General features: G+C 73.8%; 21 protein-coding genes and 2 pseudogenes. 9 read left to right on the top strand and 14 right to left on the bottom strand.

Annotated elements, in window-relative coordinates; all coding sequences use genetic code 11:
• Positions 1 to 127 precede the first annotated feature (127 nt).
• Positions 128 to 1,954 carry an acyl-CoA dehydrogenase gene (locus V1L54_RS24115; RefSeq protein WP_330120206.1) on the bottom strand — a complete coding sequence of 609 codons (1,827 nt, stop codon included), beginning with the start codon at positions 1,952 to 1,954 and terminating at the stop codon, positions 128 to 130.
• A gap of 260 nt (positions 1,955 to 2,214) precedes the next feature.
• Between V1L54_RS24115 and V1L54_RS24110 the strand changes: the two genes are divergently transcribed.
• Positions 2,215 to 2,745 carry an SseB family protein gene (locus V1L54_RS24110; protein WP_330120205.1) on the top strand — a complete coding sequence of 177 codons (531 nt, stop codon included), beginning with the start codon at positions 2,215 to 2,217 and terminating at the stop codon, positions 2,743 to 2,745.
• Positions 2,746 to 2,848: 103 nt separating this feature from the next.
• Positions 2,849 to 3,865, top strand: coding sequence for a pirin family protein (locus V1L54_RS24105; protein ID WP_330120204.1), 1,017 nt, complete (start codon positions 2,849 to 2,851; stop codon positions 3,863 to 3,865).
• A 6-nt stretch (positions 3,866 to 3,871) separates the two neighbouring features.
• Here V1L54_RS24105 and V1L54_RS24100 read toward each other — a convergent pair whose 3' ends face one another.
• Positions 3,872 to 6,094: a SpoIIE family protein phosphatase gene (locus tag V1L54_RS24100; protein ID WP_330120203.1), complete on the bottom strand. Its 2,223-nt coding sequence runs from the start codon at positions 6,092 to 6,094 to the stop codon at positions 3,872 to 3,874.
• 247 nt (positions 6,095 to 6,341) lie between these two features.
• Here V1L54_RS24100 and aspS point away from each other — a divergent pair, with 247 nt between their 5' ends.
• The gene (gene aspS / locus V1L54_RS24095; protein ID WP_330120202.1) at positions 6,342 to 8,114 is read left to right on the top strand and encodes an aspartate--tRNA ligase; all 1,773 of its coding nucleotides are present in this window, start codon (positions 6,342 to 6,344) and stop codon (positions 8,112 to 8,114) included.
• 96 nt (positions 8,115 to 8,210) lie between these two features.
• On the opposite strand, the gene V1L54_RS24090 is transcribed toward aspS, so the two are convergent.
• On the bottom strand, positions 8,211 to 9,440 hold the full coding sequence (locus V1L54_RS24090) for a phospholipase D-like domain-containing protein (protein ID WP_330120201.1): 1,230 nt from the start codon (positions 9,438 to 9,440) through the stop codon (positions 8,211 to 8,213).
• Between the two features lie 204 nt (positions 9,441 to 9,644).
• Here V1L54_RS24090 and V1L54_RS24085 point away from each other — a divergent pair, with 204 nt between their 5' ends.
• From V1L54_RS24085 to V1L54_RS24070, 4 genes are all read left to right on the top strand, one after another.
• Complete coding sequence (locus V1L54_RS24085; protein WP_330120200.1) at positions 9,645 to 9,887, top strand: DUF6411 family protein; 243 nt, start codon at positions 9,645 to 9,647, stop codon at positions 9,885 to 9,887.
• 86 nt (positions 9,888 to 9,973) lie between these two features.
• On the top strand, positions 9,974 to 10,126 hold the full coding sequence (locus V1L54_RS24080; RefSeq protein ID WP_330120199.1) for a hypothetical protein: 153 nt from the start codon (positions 9,974 to 9,976) through the stop codon (positions 10,124 to 10,126).
• A gap of 81 nt (positions 10,127 to 10,207) precedes the next feature.
• On the top strand, positions 10,208 to 11,176 hold the full coding sequence (locus V1L54_RS24075) for an ADP-ribosylglycohydrolase family protein (RefSeq protein ID WP_330120198.1): 969 nt from the start codon (positions 10,208 to 10,210) through the stop codon (positions 11,174 to 11,176).
• Positions 11,177 to 11,297: 121 nt separating this feature from the next.
• Positions 11,298 to 11,795 (top strand): SSI family serine proteinase inhibitor, encoded by a 498-nt coding sequence (locus V1L54_RS24070; protein WP_330120197.1) that lies wholly within the window; start codon positions 11,298 to 11,300, stop codon positions 11,793 to 11,795.
• Between the two features lie 51 nt (positions 11,796 to 11,846).
• Here V1L54_RS24070 and V1L54_RS24065 read toward each other — a convergent pair whose 3' ends face one another.
• The 4 genes and pseudogenes from V1L54_RS24065 to V1L54_RS24050 form a co-directional block, all read right to left on the bottom strand.
• Positions 11,847 to 12,398: a DinB family protein gene (locus tag V1L54_RS24065; protein ID WP_330120196.1), complete on the bottom strand. Its 552-nt coding sequence runs from the start codon at positions 12,396 to 12,398 to the stop codon at positions 11,847 to 11,849.
• Positions 12,399 to 12,470: 72 nt separating this feature from the next.
• Positions 12,471 to 12,725 (bottom strand): TIGR02452 family protein, encoded by a 255-nt coding sequence (locus V1L54_RS24060; RefSeq protein WP_330120195.1) that lies wholly within the window; start codon positions 12,723 to 12,725, stop codon positions 12,471 to 12,473.
• Between the two features lie 116 nt (positions 12,726 to 12,841).
• Positions 12,842 to 13,519: pseudogene (locus V1L54_RS24055) on the bottom strand (GNAT family N-acetyltransferase); the annotation flags it as partial.
• A gap of 82 nt (positions 13,520 to 13,601) precedes the next feature.
• Positions 13,602 to 14,009, bottom strand: coding sequence for a VOC family protein (locus V1L54_RS24050; RefSeq protein ID WP_330120193.1), 408 nt, complete (start codon positions 14,007 to 14,009; stop codon positions 13,602 to 13,604).
• Between the two features lie 239 nt (positions 14,010 to 14,248).
• Here V1L54_RS24050 and V1L54_RS24045 point away from each other — a divergent pair.
• Positions 14,249 to 14,842: pseudogene (locus V1L54_RS24045) on the top strand (phosphatase PAP2 family protein); the annotation flags it as partial.
• 87 nt (positions 14,843 to 14,929) lie between these two features.
• On the opposite strand, the gene V1L54_RS24040 reads toward V1L54_RS24045, so the two are convergent.
• From V1L54_RS24040 to V1L54_RS24025, 4 genes are all read right to left on the bottom strand, one after another.
• On the bottom strand, positions 14,930 to 15,610 hold the full coding sequence (locus tag V1L54_RS24040; protein ID WP_330120192.1) for a response regulator transcription factor: 681 nt from the start codon (positions 15,608 to 15,610) through the stop codon (positions 14,930 to 14,932).
• A 7-nt stretch (positions 15,611 to 15,617) separates the two neighbouring features.
• Positions 15,618 to 17,105, bottom strand: a complete 1,488-nt coding sequence (locus tag V1L54_RS24035) for a sensor histidine kinase (protein ID WP_443076771.1) — start codon at positions 17,103 to 17,105, stop codon at positions 15,618 to 15,620.
• A 276-nt stretch (positions 17,106 to 17,381) separates the two neighbouring features.
• A complete protein-coding gene (locus tag V1L54_RS24030; RefSeq protein ID WP_330120191.1) occupies positions 17,382 to 18,224 on the bottom strand; it encodes an ANTAR domain-containing protein in 843 nt (280 codons plus the stop codon).
• Between the two features lie 240 nt (positions 18,225 to 18,464).
• On the bottom strand, positions 18,465 to 19,406 hold the full coding sequence (locus V1L54_RS24025; RefSeq protein WP_330120190.1) for a DMT family transporter: 942 nt from the start codon (positions 19,404 to 19,406) through the stop codon (positions 18,465 to 18,467).
• A gap of 103 nt (positions 19,407 to 19,509) precedes the next feature.
• Here V1L54_RS24025 and V1L54_RS24020 point away from each other — a divergent pair, with 103 nt between their 5' ends.
• Positions 19,510 to 20,187: a TetR/AcrR family transcriptional regulator gene (locus V1L54_RS24020; protein ID WP_330120189.1), complete on the top strand. Its 678-nt coding sequence runs from the start codon at positions 19,510 to 19,512 to the stop codon at positions 20,185 to 20,187.
• A 67-nt stretch (positions 20,188 to 20,254) separates the two neighbouring features.
• Here the strand turns inward: V1L54_RS24020 and V1L54_RS24015 are convergent, their stop codons facing one another.
• The 3 genes from V1L54_RS24015 to V1L54_RS24005 form a co-directional block, all read right to left on the bottom strand.
• Entirely contained in the window at positions 20,255 to 20,896 is a 642-nt protein-coding gene (locus V1L54_RS24015; RefSeq protein ID WP_330120188.1) for a hypothetical protein, read from the bottom strand.
• Between the two features lies 1 nt (position 20,897).
• The gene (locus V1L54_RS24010; protein WP_330120187.1) at positions 20,898 to 21,434 is read right to left on the bottom strand and encodes an RNA polymerase sigma factor; all 537 of its coding nucleotides are present in this window, start codon (positions 21,432 to 21,434) and stop codon (positions 20,898 to 20,900) included.
• Positions 21,435 to 21,521: 87 nt separating this feature from the next.
• Positions 21,522 to 22,313 carry a hypothetical protein gene (locus V1L54_RS24005; protein ID WP_330120186.1) on the bottom strand — a complete coding sequence of 264 codons (792 nt, stop codon included), beginning with the start codon at positions 22,311 to 22,313 and terminating at the stop codon, positions 21,522 to 21,524.
• Position 22,314 lies beyond the last annotated feature (1 nt).

Here is a 22,314-nt window from a genome sequence, read left to right as displayed (position 1 = left end):
CGGCCCCCCCCTGCTGTGCAACGTCCCCCCCCCACCGCCGGGTGCCGCCCCCGGTGGGGGCGGCACCCGGAGACCGGTCCGGCCGGCCCGCGCGGCGGGCCGGCGGCTCAGCGGCCGGAGAAGGCCCTCAGAAGGCGGATTCGTCCAGCTCCATGACCGACAGGTCGGTGGCCTCGGCGATCTGCCGCTGGACCGTGACGCCCGGCAGGACGTTCGCCGCGAAGAACTTCGCCGCGGCGATCTTGCCCGCGTAGAACGCCCTGTCCCTGGCGGAGGCGTCCGACAGCTTGTCGGCGGCCACGGCGGCGCCCTTGAGCAGCAGGTAGCCGACGACGACGTCACCGGAGGCCATCAGCAGCCCGGTGGTGTTCAGGCCGACCTTGTAGATGGACTTGACGTCCTTCTCGGTGGCGGCCAGGTCGGTCAGCATGGTGCCGACGATGGCCTCCAGGTCGCCCGCGGCCTTCGCGAGCCGGTCGCGGGCGTCGGCGAGCTCCTCGCCGCCGGCGGCCTCCGCCAGGAACTTCTTGATCTCCTCGGACAGGGCGGTCAGTGCACGGCCCTGGTCGCGGACGATCTTGCGGAAGAAGTAGTCCTGGCCCTGGATCGCCGTGGTGCCCTCGTAGAGGGTGTCGATCTTGGCGTCCCGGATGTACTGCTCGACCGGGTACTCCTGCAGGTAGCCGGAGCCGCCGAAGGTCTGCAGGGACTGGGCGAGCTGCTCGTAGGACTTCTCCGAGCCGTAGCCCTTGACGATCGGCAGCAGCAGGTCGTTGAGGCGCTTGGCGTCGGCGGCGTCCTCGCCGTTCGCCTCCTTGACCTGCACCTCGTCCTGGACGGTGGCGGTGTAGAGCACCAGGGAGCGCATGCCCTCGGCGTACGCCTTCTGCAGCATCAGCGAGCGGCGCACGTCGGGGTGGTGGGTGATGGTGACGCGCGGGGCGGTCTTGTCCGTGGAGCGGGTAAGGTCGGCGCCCTGGACGCGCTCCTTCGCGTACTCCAGCGCGTTGAGGTAGCCGGTGGAGAGGGTGGCGATGGCCTTCGTGCCGACCATCATCCGCGCGAACTCGATGATCTTGAACATCTGGCGGATGCCGTCGTGCTTCTCGCCCATCAGCCAGCCCTTGGCGGGGGTGTTGGCGCCGAAGGTCAGCTCGCAGGTGTTGGAGGCCTTCAGGCCCATCTTGTGCTCGACGTTGGTGGCGTGGACGCCGTTGCGCTCGCCGAGCTCGCCGGTGGACCAGTCGAAGTCGTACTTCGGCACGATGAACAGCGACAGGCCCTTGGTGCCGGGGCCGTGGCCCTCGGGACGGGCGAGGACGAAGTGCACGATGTTCTCGGACATGTCGTGCTCGCCCGAGGTGATGAAGCGCTTGACGCCCTCGATGTGCCAGCTGCCGTCGTCCTGCCGGACCGCCTTCGTGCGGCCGGCGCCGACGTCGGAGCCGGCGTCGGGCTCGGTGAGCACCATGGTGGAGCCCCACTGCCGGTCCACCATCAGCTGCGCTATCTTCCGCTGCTCCTCGGTGCCCTCCTCGTGCAGGACACCGGCGAAGGCCGGACCGGAGGCGTACATCCACACCGCCGGGTTGGCGCCGAGGATGGTCTCGGCGAAGGCCCACAGCAGGGAGCGCGGGGCGTTGGTGCCGCCGACGCCCTCCGGGATGCCCAGCCGCCACCACTCGGCGTCCATGTACGCCTGGTAGCTCTTCTTGAAGGCCGCCGGGACCGGCGCGGTGCCGGTCTCCGGGTCGAACACCGGCGGGTTGCGGTCGGCCTCCTCGAAGGAGGCGGCCAGCTCGTTCTCGGCCAGCCGCGCGACCTCGGACAGCACGCTCCTGGCGGTCTCGACGTCCATCTCCGTGAACGGGCCGGTGCCGTACACCGTGTCACGGCCGAGGACCTCGAAGAGGTTGAACTCGATGTCGCGGAGATTCGACTTGTAGTGCCCCATGGCGACGGCTCCGTAGTGGGATAGACAGGGAGGAGGGGAGTCCTCGTGGCATGCGCGTACCGATAAGTAGCTCCCATGATGCTACCCGTCGGTAATAAGAATCAACCCCACGCCTCCCGACTGTGACCGAACTCCCCGTGCGGCTCGTTCCCCCGGACCGTACCGGGCCGCCGCGCCGCTGTCCGGGGAGATCGCGAAGCCGGGGCCGGAAGCCGCCGGTACGGGCATGGGGCGGCCGGGGAGTCAGTACTCTTGCGTCCATGTACGGCTACGACCAGACCGGAAACGCGGGCCGGCACACCGGCCACCCGGGCCACGGCGGTCACCCGGGGCACTCCGGGCACCCTGGCCAGGGCGCGCACGCCGGACAGCAGCAGCACTACGCCCAGCAGCAGCCGCCCTACGCCGAGCAGCCGCTCTACCCCGAGCCGTCGCCGCCCTCGCTGGCCGAGGCCGTGAAGGCCTTCACCACGGGCGCGATGACCCCGGAGGACTTCCAGGCGGTCTTCGCCACCTCCAAGGTGTACTGCCCGCGCGGCGACACCCCCGGCTTCCTGGCGCTGCACAACACCCAGCAGCCGGTGATCCCGATGTTCACCACGCTCAAGGAGCTGCGCGCGTACGCGGGCAAGGAGTCCAAGTACTTCGTCATCACCGGCGCGGAGGTGCTCGACCTGCTGCCGTCCGGCTACGGGTTCGTGCTGGACATGGAGGGCGAGCACCGGATCGTCTTCGACGCCAAGGCGGTGGAGGAGATGGTCGACTTCGCGATGCGCCGGATGTACGGCTGAGGCCGTGGCCTGCTCCGGGCGGCCGCCGGGGGGAGCGGTGCGCTGGCCTTCGGTTGAACATTGAAATATCCTGGGTGTCCCAAGACTTCCCGAGGAGGTCCCGATGCCCGCGATCACCGCCGAGAACCCGCTCGCGCTGCCGCGTGTCCCCGTCCCCGATGGCCCCGCCGCCGAGACCGCGGCCGCCCGTCCCGTCCTGGCGGTGTCCACCGCGCCCAGCGGCTTCGAGGGCGAGGGCTTCCCCGTCCGCCGCGCCTTCGCGGGGATCGACTACCGGCACCTCGACCCGTTCATCATGATGGACCAGATGGGCGAGGTGGAGTACGCGCCCGGCGAGCCGAAGGGGACCCCCTGGCATCCGCACCGGGGGTTCGAGACCGTCACGTACCTGATGGACGGAACGTTCGTGCACCAGGACTCCGCCGGCGGCGGCGGGGTCATCGGGGACGGCGACACCCAGTGGATGACCGCCGGCTCCGGACTGCTGCACATCGAGGCGCCGCCGGAGGAGCTGGTCGTCAGCGGCGGCCTCTTCCACGGGCTCCAGCTGTGGGTGAACCTCCCGGCCAGGGACAAGATGACCGCCCCGCGCTACCAGGACATCGGCGGCGGCGCGGTGAAGCTCCTCAGCTCCGCCGACGGCGGCGCCCTGCTGCGGCTGATCGCCGGCGACCTCGCGGGCCACGCCGGGCCGGGTGTCACCCACACCCCGATCACCATGATCCACGCCACGGTCAGCCCGGGCGCCGAGCTCACCCTGCCCTGGCGCGCGGACTTCAACGCCCTCGCCTACGTCCTCGCCGGCCGCGGCACGGCCGGCACCGAGCGCCGCCCGGTCGAGCTGGGCCGGACCGTGGTGTACGGGCCGGGGGACACGCTGACCCTGCGCGCGGACGGGAAGCAGGACTCGCGCACACCGGACCTGGAGGTCGTCCTGCTGGGCGGGCGGCCCATCCGGGAGCCGATGGCGCACTACGGGCCGTTCGTGATGAACACCCACGCCGAGCTGGCCCGGGCCTTCGACGACTTCAGGGCCGGCCGGCTGGGACGCGTCCCGGCCGCCCGCACCCGGCCCGGCGCCCCGGACGGCCGCCCGTCGGCCGCCGCCGCGGGGAGCTGACGCCGGCTAGCGCCCGGAGGCGCCCACGGGCTCCGCGGGGGAGCGCGCGTCCTCGCGGAGCTCGAACCAGATGGTCTTGCCCCGGCCCACCGGCACCACCCCCCAGGAGTCCGCCAGCATCTCCAGCAGCAGCAGACCGCGGCCGCGGGCGGCCAGCTCACCGGGGTCGCGGCGGTGGGGCAGCTCCTCGCTGCTGTCGGTGACCTCCACGCGCAGCACGCGCGAGCCGGGCGGCCCGGCCACCTCGACGGTCACCACGGCGTCCCCCTCGGTGTGCAGCAGGGCGTTGGCCAGCAGCTCCGACAGCAGCAGGACGGCGCCCTCCGCCTGCTCCCCGTCCGCCCAGTCGTACAGCAGCTCGCGCAGCTGGTGGCGGGCGTCCGCGACCCGGACCGGCTCGCTCTGGGCGACGGTCAGCACGTTCCGGCGGACGGTGCCCCGGCGCGGCCGCGCGCCCTCGCCCCGGCACAGCAGCAGCAGCGCGATGTCGTCCTCCCGGCCGCCGCCCCGCCAGGCGCCCAGGCCGGTGCCGGTCATGTGGCGCGGCGGCGAGCCGTGCATCGTGTGGATCAGCTCGTCGGCCAGCTTCTCCATCGAGTCGGGCCGCAGACCCCCCAGCGCCTTCCGCAGCCGCTCCCAGCCGCTCTCGTAGTCGTGTCCGCCGGTCTCCACCAGCCCGTCGGTGAACAGCAGCAGCGTGTCGCCCCGGCCCAGCACCAGCCGGGTGGTCGGGTAGTCCGCCGCCGGGTCCACCCCCAGCGGCGGCCCGGCGGGCACCACGGGGGACAGCACCGTGCCGTCGGCCATGCGCACCAGCGGGTCCGGATGGCCCGCGCGGGCGAGGTCGAGGATGCCCGTGGCCGGGTCGGTCTCCACGTACAGGCAGGTCGCGAAGCGGTGGTCGTCGAGGTTGTCCACCTCCTCCCGGGCGGTGGACGACAGCAGGTCCTCGGCCTCCAGCTCGGCCAGGAAGCGGCAGGCCCGGGAGAGCACCGCGTCGGGCCGGTGCCCCTCCAGGGCGTAGGCGCGCAGTGCGATCCGCAGTTGGGTCATGATGCCCGCGGCCCGCACGTCGTGCCCCTGCACGTCGCCGATGACCAGCGCCGTGCGCCCCGAGGGCAGCGGGATCACGTCGTACCAGTCGCCGCCCACCTGGAGCCCGCTGCCGGTCGGCAGGTACCGGCTGGCCAGCGACATGCCGGGGACGTCCGTCGCGCGGGCGGGCCGCATGGTGCGCCGGAGGCTGTCGGCCAGTTCCCGCCGGGACTCCTGGATGTGCACCCGGGACAGCGCCTGGGCGAGCAGCCGGGCCACCGTCGTCAGGACGTACCGCTCGTCCGGGGCGAAGGGGGCCGGCTCGCGGTAGGTGATCATCCAGGAGCCGATGGTCCGCCCGCCCACCGCCAGCGGCAGGTACGCCCAGGAGCGGCGGCCGTACGGCTGGACGGCGGGCCAGGCGGCGGGGAAGCGGCGGCGGTACTCGTCGGGGGAGCCGATGTAGAGGGCCCGGCCGGTGCGGGCCACCACGGCACCCGGGTAGTCGCTGTCCAGCGGCACGTCCTGGAAGAACCGGTGGGCGGAGGAGGGCATCCCGTAGTAGCCGAGCGGGACCAGCCGGTCGCCGCGGACCCCGAAGAGGACGAAGTCGGCGGCCGGCAGGCCGGCCATCAGCTCCGCCGCGGTCCGCATCACGTCCGCCGTGGTCTCGGCCTCGGCCAGCACCTGGCCCGCGCCCATCAGGAACTCCTCGCGGGAGCGCCGCCGGTCGCCGGCGGCCGGCGCCTGCCCGGCGGAGGCGTCCACGGGGCCGCCGAGCTCCACCCGGAGCCCGGCGGGGTGGTCCTCCTCCGTCCCGGGCGGCGTGGCCAGGGACGTCTCGGCCATCAGGCCGTACAGCACCAGGTCCGAGGTGTCCTGCTGTTCCAGCGCCTGGTCGGCGAGGGCCGCCCGGAGGCGCAGGGTCCGTACGACGGCGCCGTCCTCCGCCACGATCCGCAGCAGCGCCTCGGCGACGGTGCCCTCGGTGACGGCCAGTGCCGCGATGTTGTACAGCTCGGTGTAGTCGAACGAGTGAATGCGGGGGCGCAGGGCCTCCAGGGGGAGGGTGGTCTGCTCGGGAGGCAGCCCGAACAGGCGGGCCGCGGTGGCGTCCAGCGTGCTCATACCGGTGCCGTTGTCCCAGACGAAGCAGCCGGTACCGGTGGCCGAGAGGATATCCGCTATGCGCACTTCTCCACTTTATGTGGTCGTTGGTGACGGCACCCGGCGGAAGGGGTCCGGACGGTACGCTGAGGCGTGCGTGCCCGCGTACCGCGGCCGGTGCGCCACTCCCCCGGAAGGGGCGGCTCCGCCCGGTGGACGGCTCCTTCCCGGCAGGGACGGACGGCGCGGCCGGGCACCGCACCGCGCGGCACCGTGCGACACGGCGCGGCACGTACGACACAGTGACCCGACAACCTGACGACTTGGACGAATGATGCATCGGTACCGGTCCCACACCTGCGGCGAGCTCCGTGCCGCGGACATCGACACGGATGTCCGCCTCTCCGGCTGGCTGCACAACCGCCGGAACCTGGGCGGCATCCTCTTCATCGATCTGCGGGACCACCACGGCATCGTCCAGCTCGTCGTCCGCCCGGACACCGCGCCCTACGAGGCGCTGAGCTCGATCTCCAAGGAGTCCGTCGTCCGCGTCGACGGCCGGGTCATCGCCCGTGGCGCGGAGAACGTCAACCCCGAGCTGCCCACCGGCGAGATCGAGGTCGAGGTCGGCGCCGTCGAGGTGCTCGGCGCCGCCGACCCGCTGCCCTTCACGGTCAACACCGAGGACGGCGTCAACGAGGAGCGGCGCCTGGAGTACCGCTTCCTCGACCTGCGCAAGGAGCGCATGCACCGCAACATCATGCTGCGCTCGGCGGTCATCGCCGCCATCCGGCAGAAGATGACCGCGCTCGGCTTCAACGAGCTGGCCACCCCGATCCTGTCGGCCACCTCCCCCGAGGGCGCCCGCGACTTCCTGGTGCCCTCCCGGCTCCACGCGGGGAAGTTCTACGCGCTGCCGCAGGCCCCGCAGCAGTTCAAGCAGCTCCTGATGATCGCGGGCTTCGACCGCTACTTCCAGATCGCGCCCTGCTTCCGTGACGAGGACGCCCGCGCCGACCGCTCGCCGGGCGAGTTCTACCAGCTCGACATGGAGATGAGCTTCGTCGAGCAGGAGGACGTCTTCGGCGTCATCGAGAAGGTGATGACCGAGCTGTTCGAGGAGTTCGGCAACGGCCGCCACGTCACCTCGCCCTTCCCGCGCATCCCGTTCCGCGAGGCGATGCTGAAGTACGGCTCCGACAAGCCGGACCTGCGCGTGCCGCTGGAGCTGGTGGACGTCACGGAGGTCTTCGCCGGCTCCGGCTTCAAGGCCTTCGCCGACAGGCACGTCCGCGCCCTGGCCGTGCCGGACACCGCCGACCAGCCGCGCAAGTTCTTCGACCAGCTGGGCGAGTTCGCCGTCGAGCAGGGCGCCAAGGGGCTGGCCTGGGTGCGCGTCGGCGACGACAACAAGCTGACCGGCCCGATCGCCAAGTTCCTCACCGAGGAGGACACCGCCGCGCTGCTGTCCCGGCTCGGCGCCAAGCCGGGCACGGCGGTCTTCTTCGGCGCGGGCGAGTTCGACGAGGTCTCGAAGATCATGGGCGCGGTCCGCGTCGAGGCCGGACGGCGCACCGGGCACTTCGCGGAGGACGTCTTCCGCTTCTGCTGGATCGTCGACTTCCCGATGTTCGAGAAGAACGAGGACACCGGGGCGATCGAGTTCTCCCACAACCCGTTCTCCATGCCGCAGGGCGGTCTGGAGGCGCTGGAGACCAAGGACCCGCTGGACATCCTCGCCTGGCAGTACGACATCGTCTGCAACGGCGTCGAGCTGTCCTCCGGCGCGATCCGGAACCACGAGCCGGAGGTCATGTTCAAGGCGTTCGAGATCGCCGGCTACAGCCGGGAGGAGGTCGAGCGCGAGTTCGGCGGCATGCTGCGCGCCTTCCACTTCGGCGCCCCGCCGCACGGCGGCATCGCCCCGGGCGTGGACCGCATCGTGATGCTCCTGGCGGACGAGCCCAACATCCGCGAGACCATCGCCTTCCCGCTCAACGGCAACGCGCAGGACCTGCTGATGGGCGCCCCGAGCGAGGTCGACGAGGCCCGGCTGAAGGAGCTGCACCTGTCGCTGCGCAGGCCGCCGCAGGCGAAGGAGAAGTAACCCGCCCGCACCACCCGTCCGCGCCCGGGGCCCGGCACCGTACGACGGCGGTGCCGGGCCCCGGGCGCGTGCTCCGGCCCGGTGCCGCGCCGCCCGTCACAGGAAGCGGCGGATCGGCACCACCGCCAGCTCCCGCGCCCGCTGCGAGACCGGGCGCTTGCGCCACCGGTGCCCCTCGATGTTGACGCTGCGCTTGACGTCCTCGTCGAAGTGCCCGTCCAGCACCGCGGTGAAGTCCTCGTCCAGCACGACGAGCATGACCTCCTCGTCGTGCTCCAGGGACCGCCGGTTGAGGTTGGTGGAGCCGACCAGCGAGGCCGTCCCGTCCACCGTGACGATCTTGGCGTGCATCATCGTCGGCTGGTACTCCCAGACCCGCACCCCGCACGCGGTCAGGGCCTCGTAGTGGTTCTGCCCGGCCAGCCGGCACACCCGCTGGTCCGTGTACTTCCCCGGTACGAGGATCTCCACCTCCACCCCGCGCCGGGCGGTGGCGCACAGCAGCTCCACGAAGTACGAGTCGGGCGCGAAGTACGCGGTGGACAGCCGCACCCGCCGCTGCGCCGTCTCCAGCACCACCCGCAGCAGGGTCTGCATGTCCTGCCAGCCGAAGCTGGCCGACCCCCGCACCACCTGCACCACCGAGTCACCGGCCGGTTCGTGCTCCACGAAGCGGTCCCGCTCGTCGAACAGGACGTCGGCGCACTCGGCCCAGTTCTGCGCGAACGCGGCGGCGATGCCGTCCACGGCCGGACCGCGCACCCGCACATGGGTGTCGCGCCACTCGCCGGGGTTCCGGGCGTCGCCGCACCACTCCTCGGCTATCCCCACCCCGCCGGTGAAGGCGGTCCGCTCGTCCACCACCAGCACCTTGCGGTGGCAGCGGTGGTTCTGCTTCAGCGGGGAGAGCCACAGCGGCTTGCGGAACCAGGCGATCCGCACCCCGGCCCGGTCCATCATCTCCAGCAGGTCCCCCTCGATGAGCCGGCTGCCGAAGCCGTCCAGCAGCAGCCGCACCCGTACGCCCGCCCGGGCGCGTTCGGCCATGGCCTCGGCGAACTCCCGGGCTATGGCACCGCGCCAGTAGACGAACGTCATCATGTCGATGGTGTGCTCGGCGGCCCGGATGCTCTCCAGCATCGCCGGGAAGATCTCGTCGCCGTTGCGCAGCGGGACGAGGCAGTTGCCCTCGGTGGCGGCGATCCCGATCAGCCGTTCCAGCCGCCGCCGGAGCCGCCGTCTGTTGTCATCCGCGCTGTCCGCGCTGTCCGCGCTGTCCGCACCGTCCGCCGTGCGGCCCTCCTGCCGGTCCTGGCCGACGTTCATGGCACCTTCCCGAGGGGAATCGAACACATCGAAAAGCCTGTCGGAGTCCGTATGCCCCGTATTCCGCTCGGTCCGCACTGCCGGCGCGCCCCACCCGGCAGGGATGGACGGCGCGACAGGGGGCAGACGACGGAACACCCCGGATCGGTGACCGATTCGACGCCGGGGGAGACAGAGCGTCACAAGCCGACCTGAGGAGTCACCGTGGTGGTTGCCGGTGTGATAGCCGTCTGCGTGGTCCTGGCCGTACTCGCCTTCCTGGTACCGCGCCTGTCCCGGCACCCCGAGCGCGGTACCCAGCGCTCCCTGGGGCTGGGCGCCCGCGCGGGCAACAAGGCGCCCGGACCGCTGGGCCGGCTGCTGAGCAAGCCGTTCCACAGCAGCTCCCGCGCGGTCTCCCGCAGCGGTTCGGCGGGCCGCCGCGGCCGCCGCCGTCTGCCGTTCTGAGCCCGCCCGTTCCCGGAACGCCGCTGCCCGGCCCGGTACTTCGGACCCGACAGGACCCCGGCCGAGACCCGAAGGGAGACAGCGCAGTGAGTGGGTATGCCGACGCCGCCCGGGGCGGCGACATGGTGGACCTCGCCCGGAGCGGGGACGTCACCGGCGGCCTGGCCATAGGACTGGTGTTCCTCGCCATCCTGGTCGCCTGCCTGGCCGCCGCCTACGTCATCAAGCGGAAGGTGTGACGGCGGCGGCGAATGACGCCCGGGGGTGCCGCCGTCCGGCCGCGCGTCCCCGGGCCGCACCCCGGCCGGTAGCGTGACCGCATGGAACGTACACAGCGCACCGCCGGGGCGGTCGTCGGCTCGGCGGTGGGGGACGCGCTGGGCGCGCCGTTCGAGTTCGGGCCCGCCGGGGCGTTCTCCGCCCGCTTCCCGCACCCGGACGGCGCCTCCGGAGACGGCGACGCAGACGGGAACGAGATGTGCGGGGGAGGCGGCTGGGAGCCGGGCGAGGCCACGGACGACACGCAGATGGCCGTCCTCACCGCCGAATCGCTGCTCGAGCGCGGCGGACTGGACCCGGCGGACCTCTTCGACCGCTTCCGGCGGTGGGCGGCGTCCGACCCCAAGGACATCGGCATCCAGACCGAGACCGTCCTCACCGGCGGCCTGCCCTGGGACCGCGCCGCCGCGGCCCACGCCGAGACCACCCGCCACGCCGCCGGCAACGGCGGGCTGATGAGGGCGGCGACCTCCGCCGTGTACTTCGCGTCCGCCGGCCGCGAGGCCACCATGGACGCCGCCCGCCGGCTGTCCGCCCTCACCCACGGGGACCCGGCCGCCTGGGAGGGCACCGCCGTCCTCCACGAACTGGTCCGCCTGGCGCTGGACGGCACCGACCCCCTCGACCGCCTCCCGGACGTCCTCGCCGCGCTCCGCCCCGAGCACCGCGAGCGGTACGCCACCGTCCTCGCCCCCGGCTGGCACCCCGGCGAGGCCACCGAGCCCAACGGCGCGGTCTGGCCCTGTCTGGGCTCCGCCGTCTGGGCCCTGCGCACCACCTCCTCCTACGAGGACGCGGTACGCGCCGCGATCGACCTCGGCGGCGACACCGACACCGTCGCCGCGGTCACCGGCACCCTCGCGGGTGCCGTCCACGGTCTGTCCGCGATCCCCGCGCGCTGGACCGGGCCGCTGCACGTCCCGCTGCCCGGCTTCGGCGGGCGGGTGCTGCGCCTGCCGGACCTGCTCACCCTCGCCGAACGCCTCGCGGCGGGCGGCCGGGGCTGCTGAGGGCGCTGAGGACCGGGCACGGGGGCGCGAAACTGTCCGGTCCGGCTGTCACACCTGCCCGGCGCGCGCTGTTAGCCTCCGCCGCGTCACCCGCAGACCACGTCCGAGGAGGCCGTGCGCCATGAGCGAGACAGCACGAGAGACAGCACGGGGGAGAACCCGGGAGACGTCCCGCCGCGGATCCCCGTTACGACCGCTCACCGCCACCGCCCTGGCCGCCGTCCTGGTCGCCCTGCCGGCGACCGCGACCGCGACCGAACCCGCCGGTGAGCCCGGCACCGAACCGGGGGCGTCGCTGACGCTGACCTCCGTCCCCGACGACCCCGAGTCGACCTGGACCTCGGCCGTCACCGTCACCCTGGAGTGCGACCCGGTGGGCGGCACCCACCCCTGGGCCGAGGACGCCTGCGAGGCACTCACCGAGGCGAAGGGGAACTTCGAGGACATCGAGCGGATCAGCAACATGTGCCTGCCCTACTGGGACCCGGTCACCATCACCGCCACCGGCCACTGGCACGGCCGGGAGATCTCCTTCCAGGACTGGCACAGCAACAACGACTGCGCCGCGATGTTCACCGGCGGCGTCTTCGGCTTCCGCGGCCCCGCTCCCACCGGATGACCCGCTCCGGGTTCCGGGCGGTCCGCCCCCGGCGGACCGCCGTCCGGCGCGCTACTGACCGATCCGGCCGTCGATCCGCTCGCGCAGCAGGTCGGCGTGGCCGTTGTGCCGGGCGTACTCCTCGATCATGTGCACCAGCACCTCGCGCAGCGAGGTGAGTTCGCCCCTGTCGTCGCCGGTGACGTCCAGGCTCGGCGCCCCGGCCACGAACCGGTCGGCGAAGGCGCACTCGGCGCGCCACACCTCCCAGGCGTCCGCGACGACCGCCGGATCGGGCACCGCGCCGTCGAAGTCCCCGTCCGGGTCGGTGTCGGTGCGGTAGTACGGCGGTGCGTCCTGACCGGCCATCACCCGCCGGAACCAGCCGCGTTCCACGTCGGCCATGTGCCGCACCAGGCCCAGCAGCGACATCGTGGAGGGCTCGACGGAGCGGCGGGCCAGCGCGACGGCATCCAGACCGGAGCACTTCAGCTCCAGCGTCAGCCGCTGGTAACGCAGGAACTCGGTGAGCGTGGCGCGTTCGTCGCCCAGGGACGGCCCGCCCTCGCGGGGATCGTCGGCGGGGTCCAGGAACAGGTCGGCTCTTCTGCGGGGGCTGCTCATCCCCCCACCATCGGGGAGCCGACCGGTCGACCGCCACGGCTTTTCCGGTGCCGGTTCCGGACCGGGTACCGGTCAGGGGCGGCCGGCTTCGTCGGCGAAGGCCCGCTCGAAGGCGGCCCGTACCGGTGCGCCGGGACGGTGGTCGAGGACGGCGAAGACCACGTGCGCGAAGCGGCCGGCGAACCGCCCGCCGCCGGTCAGGCGGGTGCGGAAGGCGTCCGCGACGGCCGCCGCGATGGACACCTCCCGCCCGCCGGGCGCCGTGTAGTGGCCCCGCCCGACGATCTCCTCGGTCTCCTTCGCGATGGCGCGCAGCCGTGCGCTCATGTCCCTGCCTCCCCGGTGTGGTTTCCCCGGTGTGGTGCCCGAGGTGATCGTCGGCGACCGTCCGCGCCGGACGCAACGAGGTTCCCGGGGAACGCCGTCCCCGCACCCCCCTGCGCCCCGAAGAGCGCCCGGCAGGGCTCCAGGCCGCGGATCTCCACCGGGACCGTGCGGTGCGCCTCCCACGCCGCGCGGTCCAGCCGCAGCCGCCGGACGGTGCGGGCCTCGCCCCGTACCGCCGCCGTGACCAGGCCGTCCGGCGCGTAGCCGAGCTTCCGCGACACCGCGAGCGAGGCCGGGGTGTCCGTCATCGCGGCCGAGGTCACGCAGCGGGCGCCGAGCCCGGCGAAGGCCAGGTGCAGCACCGCCGCCCGCATCTCCGTGCCGATGCCCCGCCCCTGGTGGGCCAGGCCCAGCCAGGAGCCGGTCTCCGCCTCCCGGGTCACGGCGAAGCCGGCGGCGCTCAGGTCCTGCCGCCCGACGATCCTGCCGCCGTCCCCGTCCCCGTCCCCGTCCCCGTCCCCGTCCCTGCCGTGCCGGACCGCCAGGCTCAGCGTCCACTCCTCCGGGCGCCAGTTCGCGACGGTCCCCAGGACGTGCTGGAACGTGGCCCGGGCCCGCGCCTCGGGGCCGCCGTCGGTCCACGGCACGGTGAACGGCATGCGTGCCTCGTCGTGCACACCGTCCGCGGCGACCGCGGCCAGCTCGGCCAGGGCCGCCAGACCGGGCAGCCGCAGTTCTAGGCGCGGTGTGGTGACGCGCAGCCCGTACAGGGGCCAGATGTGCTCCTCCGCCATGACGGAAGCCTGCCGAACGGACCGGACGCGCGTCGAACGGTTTTGCCGCCCGGCGGCCGCCCTCGGAAGTCCCCGGAAACCCTCAGGAGCTGGACCACCCGCGCTCGCACAGCACCAGCCGGTAGCCGTCCGGATCCTCGACGGTGACACCCCACCGGTCCCAGTACGGGTTGGAGGACGCCACCCGCCTGCCGCCGTGCTCCGTCAGCCGGGCCACCAGACCGGCGGGGACGGCCCCGCCGAGGTAGACCACCAGCAGGTCCTCCTCGGTGGGGCGCGGCAGGACGGGCCGGTCCGGGTCGTGGACGAGTTCCAGGTGCCAGGCGGCGTCCGGCCACCCCAGCATCAGCAGATCGTGCTCCCCGGGCCGTTCTCCCGCCGCCCGGTACAGCACGTCCAGCCCCAGGCCGCGCGCCCAGAAGCGCTCCGCCGCCGCGAGGCCGCGGGACGGGCGGGCGACACGGAGCTGACTGCGGCCGTCGACGGGCACGGGCCCTCCTCGGTGCGCCGGGTACGTGCCCGGCAGCGTAGGCGCCCGGCCGCCCCCGCACCTCGGCCCCGCGTCCCGCCCGGCCCCGGTCGCCGGTCCTACGCCCTCCGCGCCCGGGGCGGGTGTCCGGTGACGCGGACGAGGGGTTCCGCGCGGTCGTCAACCCCGACGATCGGCAGGGCCCGCCGTTGCCGTTCGGGTCGGGTGCCCGGCCGTCCCCGCTCCTACGTTCGGGCCCCATGGGACAAGAACCGCGGAAGAAGATCAGGGCCGGTCGGCTGCTCGGTGCTCTGGGCGTCCTGGGCGCGGGGGCGGGAGCGGTCGTCCGGCTCTCCCCGGGCGGGCTGGGCGAGCCCGGTGCCGTGGAGGTCACCGGCGGTGCTTCGGCGTCCGCGTACCGCTCGGTGACCGGGGCGGTGGCGGATGCGCCCACGCGGCTGGGCCCCCTCCTGGAGGCGGCCACCGAGGGCACCCTGGTGGTTCTCGGAGTGCTGCTGGCCTGGATGTGGTGGACCGCGGTCCGCCGCAAGGACCCGCGAGGGGCCGCCGGAGCCGTGCTGACCGGTCTCGGCACCGTCACGGCCTACGCGGTGAGCGAGGCGGTGAAGCTGGTGGTGGACGAGGAGCGACCGTGCCGCGCGCTGCGCACGGGGGCCGACCTCGTCGCGGAGTGCCCCGGCACGGGGGACTGGTCCTTCCCGAGCAACCACGCCACCCTGGCCGCCGGGCTGGCCGTCGGCACGGCCGTGCTCCGGCCGCGCCTCGCGGTGGTCACGCTGCCGCTGGCCGGGGCCGCCGCACTGCTGCGCGTCCTGGTGGGGGTCCACTACCCGCACGATGTGCTCGCCGGCGCGCTCCTGGGCGCCACTGTGGTGGCGGCCGTACTGCTCGTGTTCCTGTCGCCGGCTCAGCGGGCGGCATCACGCCTGGTGAGGCTGCGGGGGAACGATCCCGGCCTCATGGGCGACGACCGCGGCAGCGGCCCGGTTTTCCACGCCCAGCCTCGCCAGGATGGAACTCACATGGGCCTTCACCGTTCCCTCCACCACGTGCAACCGCCGGGCGATCTGCCCGTTGGACAGCCCACTGCCGAGGAAGGCCAGCACCTCCCGTTCCCGGGCGGTCAGGGAATCGACCCGGGCGCGGGCGGCGGAGCGCCGGCCGGCCAGCGCCCCCGCGCCCGTCGCCGCGAGGTGCGCGACGACCCGGGCCGCGACCTTGGGTGACAGGTAGGCGGCGCCGCCGGCCACCGCCCGGACCCCGGTGATCAGTTCCTCGGGCTCACCCGACTTGATCAGGAAGCCGGCCGCGCCGCCACCGAGTGCCCGCAGGATGTAGTCGTCCTCGCCGAACGTCGTCAGCATGACGACGCCCGTGGCCGGCACCGTGCTGCGGATCTCCGCCGCCGCGTCGATACCGTTCGTCCCCGGCATGCGGATGTCGAGCACGGCCACCGCGGGGCGGTGCCGCCGGACCAGTTCCACGGCCTCGTGCCCGTCGCCGGCCTCGGCGACGACCTCCATGTCCGGATCCGAGGCGAGGACGGCGCGTATCCCCGCCCGGATCATCGGCTCGTCGTCGGCGACCAGTACCCGGATCATCGGGTCCTCACGGGACGAGTGCTTCCAGGGACACCAGGACGCCGTCCCGGAAGCAGAGCCGGTAGGCGTCGCCGGACCGGTCGTCGAACCGGTTTGCCGTCATCGCGTAGTACTCGCACGTCACACCTTCCCCGGCCGGCTCGGCGGTCGGCGGTCGGCCGTCCGTCTGCCGGTCCGGCAGGAGACGCTCCACCTCGGAGCGGTCCTGCCCCACGCGCAGGCGGGCGTAGTCGCCGGGCTCCAGGACCGACCGGGACGCCGACAGCATCTCCCACCCCGTGAGTGCTCCGCTCAGCGCCGCTCCCGTCACCAGGGGCACCATGGCCGCGGCGACCAGGGTCCGGCCGGCGCGGCGCCGGGCACGGTGATGTTCCTGTGGCAACCGGCCACCGGTCCGGGAGGACGCGGGGGCGAGGGGCCCCGGCGGCTGCGGCGGGGGCGTGTGCGGGATCAGCGCGGTGACCGCGAAGCCGCCGTCGCGCGGACCGTGGCCGAACGATCCGCCGGCCAACCGCACACGTTCTTCCAGGCCGATGAGGCCGCTTCCTCCACTTCCCCCGCCTCCCTCGTCCCGGGTCCGGGTCCGGGTCCGGGACCGAGGGCCGGCCGCGGACGGCGGCGGGCCGTTCTCCACCACGACTTCCGTCTCCGCCGCCGTGTGCGTCACCCGGACGGTCGCCGTCGCGCCGGGCGCGTGCCTGGCAACGTTGGTCAGCGCCTCCCGCACGACCCGGTGCGCCGCCCGCGCGGCCACCGGCGACAGGCCGTCCGCATCGCCGTCGACGTGCAACCGCACTGCGAGCCCGGCCGCGGACGCCGCTGCGACCAGGTCCGCGAGACCGGAGCCGCCGGGTTCGGCCGGAGCCTGGCCGGCCTCCTCACGCAGGACGCCGATCACCTCGCCGAGACGCTCCACCGCGGCCGCCGCCCTGGCCCTGATGTCACCCGCGGCCCTTCGATGGTGCTCCGCAAGGTCCGGCGCGAGCTTCAGGGCACCGGCCGACAGGGCGATCAGGCTGAGGTCATGGCCCAGCACGTCGTGCATGTCCTGCGCGATACGTGCCCGCTCGCGCAGCCTGGCCCGCTCGGCCACCAGCTCCTGCTCGCGCCGCAGCCGCTCGGCGCGCTCCCAGCCGGCCCGGACGAGCTGCTGGTACTGGCACCAGAACCGGCCCCCGAACCAGGGCAGCATCATGGCGGCGACCACCACTGTCACGAACCGGTCGGCCAGCGGCAGCCAGGCGGGTACGACGGACAGCGCCACCACGCCGGCCGCGAGAACCCCGACCAGAGCGAGCACGGTCGGCACCGTCCGCCCGGGCCGCCGTCCGGCCAGGAACGCGGCGACGGCGGTCGGGACGGCCCACCACGGGTCGACCATGCTCAGACCGGCGGCCGTCACCGCGGCCGCTGTCAGGAGATCCCCTGTCCCGGGAACCCGCCGGGGAACGGCCGTCCCGCCCGGAGCCCCGCTGTTGGTCACTGTGCTGTCCACGGAAACGACGGTACGGACACCGGAAGCCGCCCGACACTGCCGAAAGTCCAATCCGCGCCGGGCCCCGCCGCTGGACCACCGCCGTGGACACACGGTTCCGGACGCACCGGGAAGGGCCGCTCCCCCGTTCCGGGGCCTGTCCCCGTACCGGCCGTGCTCGGTCCCGGCCGTCGTCCCGTTCCGCACCGCCCGCCCACTCGCACACCGCGACCGGGCGGAGGAAACGGAAGAACTCGCAGGACGTGCCGTCGGCGCCGTGACACGCGGTCGCGGTTCCTACGACCGCGCGCTCCGCGTCCGCGGCGCGGAGCGCGGCGCGTGGACACGACCCGGCAGGGTGTCCCGCGGCAGCAGCGTTCCCGGCTGGGCGGCCTCGGCGCGGCGCACCAGGGCGGCGGCGATGTCGCGGAGCTTGACGTTGGTGCGCTGGGAGATGTTCACCAGGATCTGGAAGGCGTCCTCGGTGCCGCATCGGCGCTCGGCCTGGACGATGCCGATGGCCTGGTCGATGACCGCCCGCGAGCGCAGTGCCCGCCGGAGCTGGTCCACCTCCGCCTGGAGTTCGTCCAGGCGCCGGGCGGCTTTCTCGGCCTGCGCCAGATGGCGTGCGTAGCCGCGCTGGGCGGACGCGGTGTGGGTGCGGGCCGTGGGGGTCTCTGTCCGCAGGTAGGCGCGTTCGACGCGGACCAGCTCCTCGTGGAGGCCGGTGACGTCCTCGACGTGGTGCAGCAGTCCGGTGATCTCCCGGCCGGGACCCGGCAGGGGGCTGTTGACCGGGCTCCAGTACTTCTCCCGGAAGCCGGTCGGGCTGCCGGCGAAGGGCACGTCGTATCTCTGGACCGGCATCGGGTCCGGGCGTCCCCGCTCCAGGACCCGGCGGAAGGAGGCGTTCAGCCTGCGCACGCCGTCCGCTTCCGGGACGTGCGGGTTGTCGGGGAAGGCGTCGAAGACGTGCTGTCCGATCAGCTCCTCCCGTTCGCGGAGCGTGGCTGCCGCGTAGGCCCGGTTGACGTCCCGGATGACCAGACCGGTGTCGAGCACGAGCAGGGGGGCGGTGGTGGCGTGGAAGACGGCTTCGAAGTTCGTGGGGCTCGTGTTCGGACTGGGGGGCGGAACCATACGAGTACCCCTGCTCGGGTCCCGGCGAACAATGCGGCCCTTTGCGTGTCCTATACCTCACAGTGTCCTGTCCGTGGGGGAGTTGGGCGTACGGCGGCGGTACGTACCCGGCGCGGCGGTACGTACCGCCGCGCCGGGTGCTACCGGGACCGTCGCTCCCGGGCCTCCCGTCCGGGCGGGAGGCCCGCCGCGAAGTCCGCCGGGGGGGGGCGGCGCGACGGGGGCCGCCCTGAGACGGCGTCAGGAGCGGTGCGCCGCCCCGCGCCGGTCGGCCGCGCGGCCCTCGCTCCCGGTCGTCGGGCGGCCCCCGGACCTCCTCGCGCCGTCGCGGTGGACGATGAGGGCGGCGGCGAGTCCGATGCCCAGTCCGAGGACGGTCCGGGGACCGAAGGGCTCGCCGAAGGCGGCAGCCCCCCACACGGCCGTGACCGGGGCCATGAGGAACATGAGGGTGTTGACCTCCGTGACCCCCGAGCGCTTGAGGACCAGCCAGTACAGCCCGTAGGCGACGAAGGTGGCCACGGCGGCGAGCCAGCCGACCGCGAACCAGAACGAGGGGTCCGCCGGAGGGACCGCGGAGCCGGTCCCCACCGCGAGGGCGGTGAACAGGACGGCGCTGGTGGCGCAGTGCACGGTCATCGACACGGCGGGGGCGACCCGCCGGCGGGAGCGCTCCTGGAGGAAGGTCGCCGCCACCAGCGAGAGCATGCCGAGGAACGGTACGAGGTAGGCCCACCAGGCCGCTCCGGTGCCGGCGGAGGCGTCGGCGGTCGCGACCAGGGCGGCGCCGCCCACCCCCAGCCACAGACCGAACCACTGCCCGCGCGAGACGTACTGCCGCAGCAGGGGGCCGGCGAGCGCCCCGGCGACGAGGGGCTGGATGCCGTCGATCAGGGCGGTGGTGCCGCTGGAGACACCGAGCTGGATCGCGTGGTAGACGGTGAACAGGTAGGCGCTCTGGGACAGCACGCCGATCACCACCTGCCTGCCCAGCACCCCCGCCGTCATCCCCCGCCAGGCGCCCCTGGTGAAGAGGACGGACACGGCGGCCAGCACGGCGGCCAGCGGCAGGAAGCGCCACATCAGGAGGGTGGCCGCGGGAGCGCTCTCCGTCCCCAGCTTGGCGCCGATGAAGCCGGAGCTCCAGCTCAGCACGAGCGCGACCGGAAGCAGGACCTTCATCGCTGATCCCTCCGCCGGGCAGGCCGGCCCGTCGGCGCACCGGACTGCGGTATACAGATCGGTCTACTCGCCACGAGTATACAGATCGGTCTACTATCGAGGTGTGGAGAACGGAACGGAGTGGCGGCGCATCACGCTGACACCCGCCGCGGCAAGGGTCCTGAAGGCGGCGGAGCGGCTCTTCTACGAGCGGGGGATCCACGCCGTCGGAGTGGATCTGATCGCCGCCGAGGCCCAGGTCGCGAAGAAGACGATCTACGACAGGTTCGGTTCCAAGGAGCAGATCGTCGTGGAGTACCTCGCGGCCCGCGACGAACGCTGGAGGGAGTTCCTGGCCGGCTTCCTCGACTCGGCCGTGCCGGACGGCGACCCGGCGGCGCGCGTCCTGGCCGTCTTCGACGCGTCGCGCGAGTGGGCGCGGGAGAACAACTCCAAGGGGTGCGGCATGGTCAACGCCCATGCCGAGATCAGCGACCCGTCCCATCCGGCGTACGCCGTCATCACCGGCCAGAAGCGCTGGATGCTCGCGCTGTTCACGGACCTCGCCCGCGAGGCCGCGGACGGGGCGGACGGGACGGACGGGACGGCCCACGGTGCCGACGCGGCCCGGGACGCGGGGCACGCCCTGATGCTGCTGCACGAGGGCGCGCTCGTCGCCCACGGCCTGCGCGTCCTCCCCGAGCCCTTCCGCCGTGCGCGGGAGCAGGCGGGGCTGGTGCTGGAGGGCCTCCGCCGGCCCGGCGCGCCCACGGCGGCGGAGGCGACGGGGACGCCCGGGTGACGGCCGCCGCCGCCCGCCCGGTGCCGCGGCCGCTACCGCGCCCCCGGTGAGCGCACCGTGCCGCCGCTCAGCGCGCCGTTTCCCGAGGCGGGTTCTTCCAGTGGGACGGGCACTCGGTGCCCGCCGCCCGGGGTAGGTAGTACTCGAGCTGTTCGCGCTGGTCCGCCAGGGCGTCGCCGGTGAACACGTCGGCCGCCAGGTCGTCGCGGGCCGGCACCACGACCAGCGCGCGCCGCCCCTCGCGCCACGGCTCGCCGACGCCCGCCACCGACGGGTCCACCACGTCGAGTTCGACGCGCTCGGCACCGCTCGTGGGCTTGATCCACTCCCGGACGTCCAGGGTGACCAGCAGCCTCCCCTCCTCCGGGGACCGGCGTACGTCGGCGATGTCGGCGTCGGCGATCATCCGGGCACAGGCGATGTACTCCTGGTAGGTCTGCCCCTGTCCGGCCTCCTCCCGGCCGGGCCCCTCGGAGCCGGGTGAACCGTCCCCGCCCGGTGGACCGATAACCAGCAGGAGCACGGAGACGGCCGCCGCCGCGCCCAGCGCTCCGGCGAGCACACCGCGCCGCCGCCACACGGCCGTTCGGCGTGCGATGTGCGGCGCGGGCTCCGGCCGCCCGGCCTCGTCCCCGATCATCCCGAGGGCCAGCCGCAGCCGTTCCTCCTCCCGCCGGGTCGGCTCCACCGCGTCAGGTGTCTCGGGCACTTCAGATCGCCTCCATGTCGCGCAGTACGGTACGCAGGGCCGCGACGGCCAGGTGGATCCGGCTCTTGACCGTGCCCTCGGGAACGTCCAGCAGCCGGGCGATGTCACGCACGGGCAGGTCGGCGTAGTACCGCAGCACCAGCACCTGGCGCTGTGCCGCCGTCAGGCGCTCCAGGCCGTCCGCCACCGTCAGTGCCAGGACCCGGTGCTCCTGGGGGTGGTCGGCCGGGGGGCGCCGCGACCAGCGGGCGGCCAGCCGCTCGCGCAGCCCCGTCTCCCTGGTCCTGCGCCGGTGCCAGTCGATCGCCACTCGGGAGGCGACCACCGCCAGCCAGGCGTCCCGGTCGCGGATCTCGGGCCGGTCCGGCCTGGCCCGCTCCTCCAGCAGCTTCAGCCGGACCTGCTGCACTCCGTCGTCGAGTTCGTCCCAGGGCAGCCCGCCCACCAGGAGCACCGCCCGTACGCGGGCGGTGTCGAAGGCCTCCTCCGAGGCCGGCGGGCCGTCCGCCGCGGGCCGTGCGCCGCGCCATCCGTCCATCCGCAGCCCCTCCTCGTTTCCCTGACGACGGAACCGCCCCCGGAAACGTTCACCCGGACCGGGGGCGGTCGGCCACTTCCCGCCGGATCAGCCGCAGCCGGTCTCCGCCGCGGTGGCCGCGGCCCGCTGCCGCGTGTCGCCGGGCCGCGCGGCCTTCAGCTCCGCGACCAGCTCGGCGGCTTCCCGTCCGGCCAGCCGCTCCTCCAGCCCGTCGTCGGCACCGGCCTCCGTGCCGCGCGCGACCGCGGTGGCGGCCTCGTCCGCCCGCTGGGTGCGGCCCTCCTGCTCACCGGTGCCGATGACGCCGGTGTCGTAGGGGATCTCCGACCCCTCGCCCAGACCACGCCACTGGGCGGGGGCCTCCGGGTCCCCCGGGGAGCACCTGGCCTGCTCCCAGACCACCGCCATGATGTAGGTGTGGCCGACCTCCACGCGAGGCCGGTCGTGCATGGCGAGCTCGGTGCGGTTGCCGGTGTCACCGTCGGTGAACTGCCAGCCGACGGCGGAGTAGTCCCAGGTCCGCGGAGCGGGCTTCGGCGCACCGTCGCGGGACCACAGCACCTCGTCGATCCGCAGTGTCACATTCCGCCCGATGACACCCTCGCCGCGGTCGAGCTCCTGCTGTGTCGGGGGGATCTGCCGCTCCGACACGGCGGAGACCACGATCACGTGATCGGCGTGGGTGACCCAGTCCTCGGCGGTCTGGTTGGGCAGGTGGTCGGCCGCGTGGCCGACCACGACGTCCTCGGCGGCCCGCTGCCGCTCCACCGGGCCGGACGCTCCGGCCGGCCCGGCCGGGCCGGCCAGGAGGGTCGCGGTGACCGCGGCGACGGCCGCGGACGCCACCGCGGCGGCCGCGGCATGTGTACGGCGTCTCATG

This window comes from Streptomyces rubellus (genome assembly GCF_036323805.1).
Classification (GTDB): Bacteria; Actinomycetota; Actinomycetes; order Streptomycetales; family Streptomycetaceae; genus Streptomyces.
The sequence above is the reverse complement of the archived record's forward strand: the minus strand, read 5'-3'. Positions and strand labels throughout refer to the sequence as shown.

Bases quoted from the DNA above. Each gene is read 5' to 3' on its own strand.
- V1L54_RS24110 (WP_330120205.1), top strand. From the start codon at position 2,215: ATGTACGGCTACGACCAGACCGGAAACGCGGGCCGGCACACCGGCCAC.
- V1L54_RS24010 (WP_330120187.1), bottom strand. From the start codon at position 21,434: ATGGACGGATGGCGCGGCGCACGGCCCGCGGCGGACGGCCCGCCGGCC.
- V1L54_RS24070 (WP_330120197.1), top strand. From the start codon at position 11,298: ATGAGCGAGACAGCACGAGAGACAGCACGGGGGAGAACCCGGGAGACG.
- V1L54_RS24005 (WP_330120186.1), bottom strand. From the start codon at position 22,313: ATGAGACGCCGTACACATGCCGCGGCCGCCGCGGTGGCGTCCGCGGCC.
- aspS (WP_330120202.1), top strand. From the start codon at position 6,342: ATGCATCGGTACCGGTCCCACACCTGCGGCGAGCTCCGTGCCGCGGAC.
- V1L54_RS24115 (WP_330120206.1), bottom strand. From the start codon at position 1,954: ATGGGGCACTACAAGTCGAATCTCCGCGACATCGAGTTCAACCTCTTC.
- V1L54_RS24030 (WP_330120191.1), bottom strand. From the start codon at position 18,224: ATGGTTCCGCCCCCCAGTCCGAACACGAGCCCCACGAACTTCGAAGCC.
- V1L54_RS24040 (WP_330120192.1), bottom strand. From the start codon at position 15,610: ATGATCCGGGTACTGGTCGCCGACGACGAGCCGATGATCCGGGCGGGG.
- V1L54_RS24025 (WP_330120190.1), bottom strand. From the start codon at position 19,406: ATGAAGGTCCTGCTTCCGGTCGCGCTCGTGCTGAGCTGGAGCTCCGGC.
- V1L54_RS24075 (WP_330120198.1), top strand. From the start codon at position 10,208: ATGGAACGTACACAGCGCACCGCCGGGGCGGTCGTCGGCTCGGCGGTG.
- V1L54_RS24090 (WP_330120201.1), bottom strand. From the start codon at position 9,440: ATGAACGTCGGCCAGGACCGGCAGGAGGGCCGCACGGCGGACGGTGCG.
- V1L54_RS24105 (WP_330120204.1), top strand. From the start codon at position 2,849: ATGCCCGCGATCACCGCCGAGAACCCGCTCGCGCTGCCGCGTGTCCCC.
- V1L54_RS24065 (WP_330120196.1), bottom strand. From the start codon at position 12,398: ATGAGCAGCCCCCGCAGAAGAGCCGACCTGTTCCTGGACCCCGCCGAC.
- V1L54_RS24060 (WP_330120195.1), bottom strand. From the start codon at position 12,725: ATGAGCGCACGGCTGCGCGCCATCGCGAAGGAGACCGAGGAGATCGTC.